Below are 10,370 nucleotides of genomic sequence, written 5' to 3' on the forward strand. Positions count from 1 at the left end.
TCCTCCACCTAACTATGCGCAAGTTTTCCTCGATCATCGCTTCCCAGATAGGCTTCGCCCCCCCTCTCGGAAAATGTGCACATGAGACATACTAAAAGGTTTTGCGTTTTACACATGCAAGATCGTGATTTTTGTTCCAAAAAACTTGGCCAAAACAGGCTGTGCACCGGCCTGCCATGCCTAGCACGCAGCGATTCTCACTACCTTCGTCCTCACCCGGCACGTCGAAAACGTGTCCTCCGGCAGAACCTCAATCGTTTCCGCATCCTTGTGTTCAAAGGTGACCGGCACGAGTGCGACGAGTCTCGCCGGGGCATGATGACCGTTCCTGCCAAGCAGCGAGAGCGCTGCCTTCATGTGCCTCCGCACCTGGGAAAAAGGCGGGTTCATGATGATGCGCGGAAACTCAACCCGGCCCCTGACGCGCTCCGCATGTTCCAGAGAGCATTCCTCAAATACGGCAACACCCAAGCGGCGAACAGTGCGGGCAAGTTTATGGTGGCGCTCCACTGCGCAGATCTCATTCGGACTATGGCCCCTTTCCAGCAACGCAGATACGAGCGCCCCCGTGCCTGCACTCGGCTCAAGCGTGTTGAAGTCGCCAGGCCGACCGAGATAGTCGACCATGCGGGCAGCGACATCTGCGGGCGTCACGTGGCATTCGCTGGCCCGGTCAATCATAAGCGGTTCTTGGATTTCCCGGACTTCTGGAATTGCCCAGCTGTTGCGACGCTGGACGGGAATAAACATGGGTCTGTTGGGGCGGCTATAGACTGACTTCTTCATGACTGGCCTGCATACGCGGAAGGTCGGGGGATATTGAGGGGGACACACACCCCTCAAGTGCTCGGTTGTTCAAGCGGCGTTGGCCTGCGCCGTGAAGCTCTCCGGCGCCGGGTGCTCTTTGGAGTCCGTCAGGAACACAGCCACCCAGGGGCGCGAAAAATATGCTCCGGGCGCGGTCGGATCGAGGCAGATCTTGAAACGGTAGGTACCGCAAACACTGGTTCTGGTTCCACGCTGGTCAACCCAGACCTTGGCATACTCGGCCTTGGTCAATTCGATCTGCCGGAACGTCTGCGTTTCACCGGCATGGAAGCGGTTCGGCGCAACAAGCTCCCCTGCCCTGAAATTCAGAATCGGCGGTTTAGCGTCTTTCTTCTCCGGCACTGTGTACCCGACCGACTGCATCAGGTCGCGCCATTCGTCGGCCGAACGCGTCACCGCCTTTTCGCTCGCAATGTGAAGCGGCAGCGGAACAGCGCTTTCCAGGGAAAAGCCTTCCGGCACTGCCTTCGCGGTCGGTTTCATGGCGCCGTGTTCACGGGCAAAAGCTTGGAGGATGACCGGCGAAAGCTCGCCTTCATATCGCGCCACCGCCCCCAACAAGTCCCGTTCATACGCAAGCCGGTTGAGAGTGTGGTCAATCCAGCGGCGGCGCTTTGGACTATTGATAGACCTCTTGGCGCTCTCAATGCAGCGTGTGCGGAAGTCCTGGGGGCTGATTTCGCCGTCTTCAAGCTCCTTCGCTCGCTCCCAACTGACGAGGGCATTACCGTTTACATGGGCACGGCTGAGCTTCCTGATCTGGTCTTCAGTTTCCGCCCGCTCCCAGACTGACAAACACACTTGTGCATGATTGACGCTGCGCTGAAGGTCACGCAGCTCGGCAAGAAGTGTCTTGATGCGATTGGCACGAACGCGTGGGCTGCTCTTCATGTTGGCGAAGCTTTCCACGCCAGCCGCTTTCCATTGCCAATACTGAACGGACTTTGCAGCCTTAACCGACTTGTCCATGGCGTTGTGCATCCGCTCTTGTGTCTTGCGGGCTTTCCGTTCTGAGTGGTGACCGACAAGGATGGGTTGGCCCATGTGGAACGCCTGCGAAAGATCGTCGGCGGCGCGCAAGAATGCACTCGACTGAGCCTGTCGCTTGTCCGCGAGAGCATCCAGGCGCTCGGCCTTCGCCTCTGCGCGTTCGGCCAGCGTCGTAAATTCCGGCTCAATCTCACCGGCAAGCTCAACGCACAAATCCTCGCGGTCGGGCGTCCAGCGCGGCGCAACGAAAAGCTCCTGTTTCGGAGCCCATTTAAAGCCCACGTCTTTGATCCGGGCGTATGTCTCAGCGTCAAGCCTGCGGTCCGCGTAGAGGCGCAGCTTGTTGTCTTCCGGGCTGTAGGTGGCGGTAAAGGTTGCGGTCATTGGTTTGCTCCTGTTTCCTGAACTTGGCCGGGTTGGCTCGTTTCATTTTCCGCGTCGTCGGAAACGGGGGCGGCGGGTCAAGGACCGGATGCGGGGAGGGGGATCACCCACGCGCACAAGACGAAGCCGCGGAGCGTGGGGACACCCCGCAGGAGGCCTGCGCAGCGGTCTATCCTTGATCTGCCGGGGGGCGGAGCCCCTTCTATCAAGAGAAAAGCCCGGCTCTGAGCCGGACGATTTTTCATGGGGTAGGCGCGCGGGTCGGGTGCGCAGAAGGAACGCGATCGGGCCGGTGTGCCGGCACGATCCTGTTGCTTTGGAGGACTTGGGCCGCGCGCCGTAGGGGCAACGCCCCTGCTGAGGATCAGCCCGGCCCGCCAGTGCTTCACGCGTTAGGCTGCGGCTTTCAAGCCTTTCAGTTCCGCCATCCTTTCAGAAAGCGTCCAAAGGGCCTTGTTCAGTTTCACGTCCTGATCGCTCACCGACAGCACATCTGGCGGTCAATAGGTTAACGAGAGGTTAACCTCTCGTGCCGCCGTACAGGGACTCCTGCACCTCATAGATCCGTCCCACGCGAATGTTATCAAAGCGCTCGGCTGCTAGCCGCAAGCCGGGTTGATCGGCTTGTCCGAAAACTGAGATTTCGAGCTGAACAGCCTCTTCCAGTTCCAGCCGGTACTTACGAGCGCACCGCAGTAGCCCACGGCGCGACGAATGCCGCTCAAGCATCCGGCAAGAGCCGAACAGGGAGAACAGAACGGCCCGGCCAGTAACCGGCTTCACACCCGTTTTTCCGACATAGTACTTCCGCCCGTTGGCGTTGACGGCCTCCGGTTCCTCTCTTGCCCTGATTTGCCGATAGAGTTTCATCCAGTCGGTGCGGTTCATTTTGCGCTCCTCGTTCGCGGCGTATCGCCTTTCACTTTCCGCGTCGTCGGAAACGGGGGAGCCGGGTCAAGGACCATGGCAGGGGAGGGGGATCACCCGCGCGCACAAGGCGCAGCCGCGGAGCGTGGGGATACCCCTGTCATGGCCGCGCAGCGGTTCAGCCTTGACCTGGCGGGGGCGGAGCCCCTTTTCAGCAAGCAAGGTTCCGGCCCTGGCCGGTCATTGTTCTAGGGGCAACGCCCTGCCGGGGATCAGCCCGGCCCGGCAGGGCCGGTCCGCGTGTCAATCGTTGCCATCCTGACGCGAGCCACGCGCAACAATATAGAGCGTGTCATCCGCAAGAGGTCGCTGAAGCTCTTTCGCTTCATCCCAGGGCGCGGACAGCCAGGTTTCGATTTCATCCTGTTCCGTCAAAATAACAGGCATGGCCTTCGGGTGGATCGCACCGACTTCCTTGTTTGGCTCGCACGTCAAAAACGCGAACAGGTCGGCGGTCACTTCGCCTTCCTTCACCTTTCGAACGCTGGTCCAGTTCGTCCAGATACCGGCAAAGACAGCAAGAGGGCGCTCTTCGTTGAAGGCGAACCAGACCGGCTCACGCGCCTTTGAATCAAACTCGGAAAAGGAATTGAACGGGACAACACAACGGTGGTCGATGCTGAGCCAGCGGCGCCAGTGCGGGCTTTTGGTGTTGCGAACGTTCGTCACGCCCTTGTCGGCCGACTTGCCTTTCAGTGCAAACGCCGGTGAAGGCATCCCCCAACGTGCCAAAGTCAATTCCCGGTCATCACCGACATTGCGGACGATGGGAGCGGAATAATCCGGATAGATACCCGGCTGCGGTGCCAGATTGCCGATAGTGTCGGCAACTTTCATCGCTCGGGTGAAATCCAGCACAGCTTGCCGCGCCGAGGTGTGGGAGTAGAGGTTGCACATCAGACCACATTTCAACAGACGGCATAAAATAACAAGGGATCAGCCCTGCCCGTCAGGGCTGGTCCGCTCCGGTGACGCGCTGGCCCGGTCGGGTGGGGTCTTTAACTGACCGGACCAGAATTAAGCCCTTCTCAAACTTCAACCGGCTCCTTTAGAGGGGTCCGCAACCGGCGTTTGTTTGATCGGGAGGCAAGGGGCTCCGTATTCGATGGTGGGGTTGCCCCGAAGGGGAAAGGCTGCCCTGCGGGAGCTTCGCAGGACAGCCTTTCAATGGGCAGCGTTACGCTGCCTCTTGAATGACTTCCTCGGACGCAGGAGCTTCGTCTGTGAACGTCATGATGTTTGGCACCCAACGCGTCCCGGCGACTTTTTCGGCTGCATAGGCTGCGGCTTCCTTTTTCTTCATCTTGAGAACGGGCGCGGCAGCTTCCTCGCCGCAGGCCTGCACAAGACTGTCATGGATGACATCGAGCTTGACGCGGGCAAAGTAGGTTTTGGCGGTCGGCTGGAAGTGATCGGCCATGTCGAGGTCGAGGGCAGCGCCGATCCTGTTGCCATGATCCACGCCCGCGCCGTTGAAGCCGTCGCCATGGCTGATAGCGTTGATTGCCTGGGCCACAAGAAAGGCCTGCAGCCGAAGCAATTCATCCTGCGAAACACCCATGCACCAGTCCCAAAGGTCAGCCGGATCAACCGGCAGAACCGATTTCCAGCTTTCGCGAACGCGTTCAATTGCATCGAGGTCGGCGCACTGGCCTGCCTCCTTGATGTGTGTTTCAAGGCAAGCGCTGTCGAGCGAGACTTCAACCGCCCCATGGGTCCAAGCTGCCCGGTGCTCGTACAGCGTCTTGATCGCCATGGAGTGAACGCCAACAACAAGGGCAAGGTTAGGGTTCTGGACAAGCTCAAGGCGGAGCGCAGCGGTCTTGCGAGCCGTCAGCTCGGCGACCAGTGCTTTGGAGTGATCGGAACCGGCCTTTTCGTCTGACTCTGTATCAGAACAGGCTTGCGCTGCCACCTTCACATCCTTCGGGTCGATCAAGCCGTGCTCAATGCGCAGATCGCCGTGATAACCAAGCGACAGGATTACCCCGGCCTCTGTCCTCTGCTCGTCGCTGAACTCCGGTTTCCACGCGGCGCGGAAGTCCTCAAGAGCGTTTTCCGCCTCTTCAAAGGCGCGACGGTCATCTTCGGCTCCGGACTGGTCGTAAACTTCGCCAGTCGTCTCAACCGCGTTTTCTAGCGTTTCAAGGTGCTTCTGTTCTTCGTCGGACAGATCGCGGGCCATGGGATAGACCCGACCGTATTTCTGCATGTCCGTGTAGTCGATTTCTGGCTGGTAGCGGCACCACTTCCAGCCTTCGCCAGCAATTTCAAGGGTGAGCGCGTCGATCTTCTCGGCCACGAGTTTATCGATCAACGCCGCGTCTTCGGCATATCCGCCATCTGAATTAAAGAGGTCACAGATCACCGTGCCGCCCGCCTCGCGGACAGCATCGAGGCCACCAAGGAACTTGATGCGTTTGTCGGACGCGGGAATTTTGCCATCGGTCAACGCCTGACGAATATCGCGGCTGTTGCGATAATACGGCGACAGATTATCCCAGGCCCGTTCCTGAGCTTCATGGTCATCGCTGACGGTGAACGCCTGCAGCTGCGCTAGTTCCATTTCCCCCTTTTCGAACATCTCGAACAGGCGAGGGGAAACGCGGGCGAGCTTGAGGCGCTTCGTCACGACAAGTTCGCTTGCGCCAAAGCGGGTTGCGATTTCGCTGACCGTCTTGCCATCGTCGGCCATCTGTTTGAAAGCGCGGAACTCGTCTGCCGGGGACATGCCTTCGCGCATGATGTTTTCGGCAAGGCTGATCTCGGTTGCGTCAGCCTCGTCGCTGAGAACGCACGTCACCTTGACGGATGCGGGCATTCTTTTGTTGGAAATCAGGTGCTCGATTGCCCGGAACCGACGCCCGCCTGCGGTCACAAGGTAGGTTCCCTTTTTCTCGCCTTCGCGAACGACGAGGTTTTGCAGCACGCCCACCGAGGAGATGCTTTCAGCAAGCTCAACGATGCCTGCCTGCGTGTAGGTCTTGCGGACGTTCTTCGGGTCAAGCACCAGCTTAGAGAAAGAAATTTCAAGGCGGTTTGTGTCGGTCTTGGTCATTTGGTTTGCTCCTGTTTCCATGAAACTTGGCCGGGCTGGCTCGTTTCATTTTCCGCGTCGTCGGAAACCGGGGAGGGCGGTCAGGGACCGGAAAGGCGGAGGGGTGTCCCCGTGCGCACAAGGCGAGAGCCGCGGAGCATGGGGAGACCGCCGTTCCGGCCGCGCAGCGGTGCATCCTTGACCGGCCGGGGGCGGAGCCCCTTCAACAAACCAATGACTGGCGCAGCCAGGCGGATATCTGCAAAGCAGATCCAGCGCGAACGATCGTTCCCCGAACGGGCCGAGACTAAGGCGGTTTTGGCCGATGGACTCTCTCGCCGAAGGAAGGCTCTTCGAGACTTCTGCCGGCGTTAGACAAGTCCCGGCAGAAATCGTCTTTGGCTCGGTGGAGGCCGCACTGCGGCCGGAAGAGAGCGTGGTCCGGTAGGACGCGGCCTCCTCTGCATCAAGATTTTGAGACCTGAAGCTCACACGACGCACTTGGAAGATAAAATCGAACTATAATCTCTATTTTTGTCACATTGCACAAATAATRAATTGGCTGTAAGGCGTCTCAGCAYMTTCCTTCCAGAATAACTATTCTCGCCTTTCCTCAAGAGAAGGCCAGCGCATAGGGAAAAYAATGACCAATACACCAGAGAACGACATCGCTCMGGATGCAGCCTTYATTGAACTCACAAGCGATATCGTTTCGGCCTATGTGGCCAACAACACKGTTGCCGCTCCCGATTTGGCGGGKYTGATAGCGTCCGTGCATAATTCGCTGGTCTCGACCGCCCAGAAGGCACAGGAGCCCGAAGTTGTCGCACTCGTCCCCGCGGTGCCGATCAAGAAATCCGTCGGAGACGATTTCATTGTCTGCCTGGAAGACGGCGAGAAATTCAAATCGCTGAAACGGCATCTTCGGACCCGCTACGACCTGACGCCAGAAGACTACCGGGCCAAATGGAACCTTCCGGCAGACTATCCGATGGTCGCCCCCAACTATGCTGCAGCTCGTTCAGAGCTGGCCAAGAAAATGGGACTGGGTCAGCAAAGATCTCAAAAAGCCAGGAAACCGGCAAAAAAATAGCTTCTAAAGACAAGGTTTCGAACCAGGTGCATGAACTCGATCCAGGTTAGGTCAAACAATGGATGCGTCGAGGATCTTGACATTAATGCTACTGGGTAGCACCTTCTTGTTAAAGGAGAACACCCGTGAGCATTAAATCCTCCATTTCGTTGACCGAACAGCAGGATGCCTTTGCGCGCGCTCTTGTGGAATCCGGCCAATATTCAAGCCTGAGTTCGGTTCTGCAACAGGGTCTGGAGCTTTTGCGCCAGAAAACCGAGCTCGCGTCTCTCGAAACACAGGCTCTGCGCGAGCTCGTCGGGCAGAGAATGAGTGGTCCTGCTGTGTCTGCTGCAGAAATGGGAACGCGCGTAGAAGCCATGATCGAGCGAAAGCGGCGTGGCCTGCGTGTGGACCCTTGAGTATTCGACCGCCGCTGAGCGCGACTTTGAGCTGATCTTCGATCACCTGCTTGCAACCTATTGCGATCTCGGGGAAGACCGTGCGGCGGCCTTCGAACGCGCGGCCGAGCGCGTCAGATCCATCCGGTCCGCCATCGATCAACTCACGGAAACCCCGTTCATAGGCACGCTTCGGCCGGACATCCTGCCGGGCCTGCGTTTCGTGCGCCGCGATCAGGCCGCAGTGTGGTTTCTTGCCGAACCATCCAACAACAGGATCTTTATCGCCGCCATTTTCTTCGGTGCTCAGGACAACGTCAGGAAAATGCTGACCCGCCTGCTGTCTGACTGACCGCCAATCCTCTGCAGACCCGCGCCCGCTCATCCGAGCATTCTGGCGGACCGCCTTCGGCTTCGGCCGGCATCGTTGTAATAGGACGAGGCCTGGGCGAGGGACCGATGCCGGGACTGCTGCATGGCATCCTGAATGGGAATATCGCGGTTCGCCGCCTCGGTCAGAAAGCCGGACCGCAAGCCATGGGCACTGAAGTCATCAGGGTTCAGCCCGGCGCGGATACAGCGGGCCTTGACGATCGCATTGACCGACTGGGGCGTCAGGCTTCTGGTCTTGACGTTGCCCCAGCGATCGATGGCCCTGAACACGGGGCCTTCGGAAATTCGCGCCGCCTCCAGCCAGATCTCGAGGGCCTCGACGGACCGGCCGATCAACAGCACAGCATTGTCGTGGGAAGAATCCTCCGTCTTGGTGCGGCCGAGCCGCAGGCTGGCGGCCGGCAGCAGGTCGCTGCCCGGATCGTTCGGATCCGCGGGCAGGGGATCTTCCCGGGTTATCTGGTTAAAGCGCAAGCCGGACAATTCCGAACGACGCCGGCCGCCGGAGGCAAAGCCGACGAGCAGCAGTGCCTTGTCGCGGAGATCGACGAGGCAGGGCGCACCATAGTCCGTGCCGTTGCACGTCGCCACAAGGCGTTCCAGAAGATCGGCCGTCAGTGCCTGTCGGCTTTTTCTGGCTTTGGGCCGGTCGGCAACGCGGACGGCAAGGCGCAGGGCCGAGCGCACGTCGGGCGCGGAGAAGTCTCCCAGAACCCCGCGCCAGCGATGCAGCGTCGACCAGGAGGCCAGACGCCGCTGCACCGTTGAGACAGCATGCGGGGGCCGAAGGCCCGCCGTGTTTTTTGGAACTCTGAGGAGCTTTTGGTCTTCCAGGGTGCCGGCAACATCCTCGGGCATGCCGTGAGACGGGTCACACCTTTTTTTGTCGGGGTCCCACAGGTGATGGGCAATGAACTTCAGGATCAACGGCACCGGGGCAGGCCAGGGGAGGTGCTCACCGGTTGCCGCAACGCACCAGCCTTCCAGATAGGAACAATCGGAGGTAAGGGCCCTGAGGGAATTCTCACCAATGCCTTCCTGCGCCAGGTGGCGCAGGGTCGAGATATCGTCCTGGGTAAGGAGAGCAGCCAGTTGGTCGGTGCGCTCCGGCCCGGCGAGCGCCGGCAGGATGGCGGAGAGCGCATCGAGATTTTCTACTCGTTGTTCCAGCGTTTCGGCCTCTCCCGCGAGGGAAAGGTTGCGAGCAAGAGCTGGCGGCATGGCCTTATCCTTCATCAGGCGGGATCCGTCCCTGGCGACGCCGGATGGCATTTCAGGTCCGTTTTCGAGAAGTCGTTACCTTTGAAGAGAAGGCGCGCCTTGCTGATCGCGGCCACTGCATAAGCAAAACAATCGCCCATGTTGAGCGCGGCGGGATGCCGGCCCTTTCCAAAGGTTTCATAGGCAGCCTGGGCGGACTGATAATGCTTTCCGTCGAAGGCAACCGGTGTGACATTTGGCGCTTCGCAGAGCCGGGCGACAATGATATCGGCTTTCGAGAACCCTTTTGCGGTCAGGACAATTCGTGTCTCGAACAGGGTTGGCCAGCCGATCACCAGGTCATTCTGGCGCAAAACGTCCTTGAACCGCTCTTCTTCCGGCTCACCCAGAGCGATGGCTAAAATGGCTGACGTATCCACGGCGATCATCTGGGCAGACCGGCCTCATCATACAGGTCGCGATGATCGCCGGTGGCGCCTGTCTTGACACCCTGCCGGTCCTCACATGCCAGATCCCAGACCGCATCAATCGGATGGCCATGCTTTTTCTGCCGCAGCTCCCTGTCATAATGCTCCAGCGCCTGTTCAACGAGATGGCTCATGGTTTGGCCGGTGCGGCGCGCCAGTGCGTGAGCAAGTTGCCGAGCCTTGGCGGAGCGGATGGAAAGTTGCGGTTCTGGCATGGGCCGGAGATTCCTGTGTTTTGACTGCCTGAGCTTATCACGCATTCGAGAAAGCCGGCAAGTTTTGCGCATATGCTGGCTGACCAACGATAACTTTGCTAATTCCCTACTGGCGCGCAATTGAGTGCGCCCTGCAACAGAGGTGGTTCGGTTTGTCTGAACAGTTTCGGGCGTTTTGCTAAGTGGATTTCCGCCTCAATTATGCCGCCACCATCATCGGCGCCAGCGCTTTGAAGTAAGCCTGATCCGGCGTCTGCCGGTCAAGGGATGAGTGAGGGCGTCGGGTATTGTAAAAGGTCAGATAGCGGCCGATGCCAGCGCGGGCCTCGGACACCGTCTTGTAAGCGTGGAGGTAGACTTCCTCGTATTTGATAGACCGCCAAAGCCGCTCGACGAAGACATTGTCCCGCCAAGCGCCCTTGCCGTCCATCGAGA

Annotated in this window: 12 protein-coding genes; 3 read left to right on the forward strand and 9 right to left on the reverse strand. The window is 59.2% G+C overall.

Annotated elements, in window-relative coordinates; translation table 11 throughout:
- Positions 1-180: 180 nt before the first annotated feature.
- The 5 genes from OA90_RS25750 to OA90_RS25770 all read right to left on the reverse strand — a co-directional run bounded on the left by OA90_RS25750 (position 181) and on the right by OA90_RS25770 (position 6,187).
- Complete coding sequence (locus tag OA90_RS25750) at positions 181-681, reverse strand: methyltransferase type 11 (RefSeq protein WP_199823842.1); 501 nt, start codon at positions 679-681, stop codon at positions 181-183.
- A gap of 174 nt (positions 682-855) precedes the next feature.
- Positions 856-2,202, reverse strand: a complete 1,347-nt coding sequence (locus tag OA90_RS29360; RefSeq protein WP_068419658.1) for a DUF3560 domain-containing protein — start codon at positions 2,200-2,202, stop codon at positions 856-858.
- 519 nt (positions 2,203-2,721) lie between these two features.
- Positions 2,722-3,090, reverse strand: coding sequence for a hypothetical protein (locus tag OA90_RS25760; protein WP_068419660.1), 369 nt, complete (start codon positions 3,088-3,090; stop codon positions 2,722-2,724).
- 282 nt (positions 3,091-3,372) lie between these two features.
- Positions 3,373-4,026: an SOS response-associated peptidase gene (locus tag OA90_RS25765; protein WP_068419662.1), complete on the reverse strand. Its 654-nt coding sequence runs from the start codon at positions 4,024-4,026 to the stop codon at positions 3,373-3,375.
- Positions 4,027-4,306: 280 nt separating this feature from the next.
- Positions 4,307-6,187, reverse strand: a complete 1,881-nt coding sequence (locus OA90_RS25770) for a ParB/RepB/Spo0J family partition protein (protein WP_199823843.1) — start codon at positions 6,185-6,187, stop codon at positions 4,307-4,309.
- Between the two features lie 622 nt (positions 6,188-6,809).
- Between OA90_RS25770 and OA90_RS25775 the strand changes: the two genes are divergently transcribed.
- From OA90_RS25775 to OA90_RS25785, 3 genes are all read left to right on the forward strand, one after another.
- Positions 6,810-7,259: a MucR family transcriptional regulator gene (locus OA90_RS25775; RefSeq protein ID WP_068419664.1), complete on the forward strand. Its 450-nt coding sequence runs from the start codon at positions 6,810-6,812 to the stop codon at positions 7,257-7,259.
- 125 nt (positions 7,260-7,384) lie between these two features.
- Positions 7,385-7,660: a type II toxin-antitoxin system ParD family antitoxin gene (locus tag OA90_RS25780; protein ID WP_068419665.1), complete on the forward strand. Its 276-nt coding sequence runs from the start codon at positions 7,385-7,387 to the stop codon at positions 7,658-7,660.
- A complete protein-coding gene (locus tag OA90_RS25785) occupies positions 7,647-7,991 on the forward strand; it encodes a type II toxin-antitoxin system RelE/ParE family toxin (protein WP_068419666.1) in 345 nt (114 codons plus the stop codon). The genes OA90_RS25780 and OA90_RS25785 overlap by 14 nt, the downstream gene beginning before the upstream one ends.
- 29 nt (positions 7,992-8,020) lie before the next feature.
- Here the strand turns inward: OA90_RS25785 and OA90_RS25790 are convergent, their stop codons facing one another.
- From OA90_RS25790 to OA90_RS25805, 4 genes are all read right to left on the reverse strand, one after another.
- A complete protein-coding gene (locus tag OA90_RS25790; RefSeq protein WP_068419677.1) occupies positions 8,021-9,253 on the reverse strand; it encodes a site-specific integrase in 1,233 nt (410 codons plus the stop codon).
- A gap of 14 nt (positions 9,254-9,267) precedes the next feature.
- On the reverse strand, positions 9,268-9,681 hold the full coding sequence (locus OA90_RS25795) for a type II toxin-antitoxin system VapC family toxin (RefSeq protein ID WP_068419667.1): 414 nt from the start codon (positions 9,679-9,681) through the stop codon (positions 9,268-9,270).
- The gene (locus OA90_RS25800; RefSeq protein ID WP_068419668.1) at positions 9,678-9,935 is read right to left on the reverse strand and encodes a type II toxin-antitoxin system VapB family antitoxin; all 258 of its coding nucleotides are present in this window, start codon (positions 9,933-9,935) and stop codon (positions 9,678-9,680) included. Before OA90_RS25800 ends, OA90_RS25795 begins: the two co-directional genes overlap by 4 nt.
- A 199-nt stretch (positions 9,936-10,134) precedes the next feature.
- On the reverse strand, positions 10,135-10,370 hold a 236-nt coding region (locus tag OA90_RS25805; RefSeq protein WP_156510359.1), incomplete at its 5' end, for an integrase core domain-containing protein.

The organism is Labrenzia sp. OB1, from assembly GCF_001624695.1.
GTDB lineage: Bacteria > Pseudomonadota > Alphaproteobacteria > Rhizobiales > Stappiaceae > Roseibium.

Coding starts and splice junctions, on each gene's coding strand:
- OA90_RS25800 (WP_068419668.1), bottom strand. CDS start 9,935: ATGCCAGAACCGCAACTTTCCATCCGCTCCGCCAAGGCTCGGCAACTT.
- OA90_RS25770 (WP_199823843.1), bottom strand. CDS start 6,187: ATGACCAAGACCGACACAAACCGCCTTGAAATTTCTTTCTCTAAGCTG.
- OA90_RS25765 (WP_068419662.1), bottom strand. CDS start 4,026: ATGTGCAACCTCTACTCCCACACCTCGGCGCGGCAAGCTGTGCTGGAT.
- OA90_RS25790 (WP_068419677.1), bottom strand. CDS start 9,253: ATGCCGCCAGCTCTTGCTCGCAACCTTTCCCTCGCGGGAGAGGCCGAA.
- OA90_RS25750 (WP_199823842.1), bottom strand. CDS start 681: ATGATTGACCGGGCCAGCGAATGCCACGTGACGCCCGCAGATGTCGCT.
- OA90_RS25760 (WP_068419660.1), bottom strand. CDS start 3,090: ATGAACCGCACCGACTGGATGAAACTCTATCGGCAAATCAGGGCAAGA.
- OA90_RS29360 (WP_068419658.1), bottom strand. CDS start 2,202: ATGACCGCAACCTTTACCGCCACCTACAGCCCGGAAGACAACAAGCTG.
- OA90_RS25795 (WP_068419667.1), bottom strand. CDS start 9,681: ATGATCGCCGTGGATACGTCAGCCATTTTAGCCATCGCTCTGGGTGAG.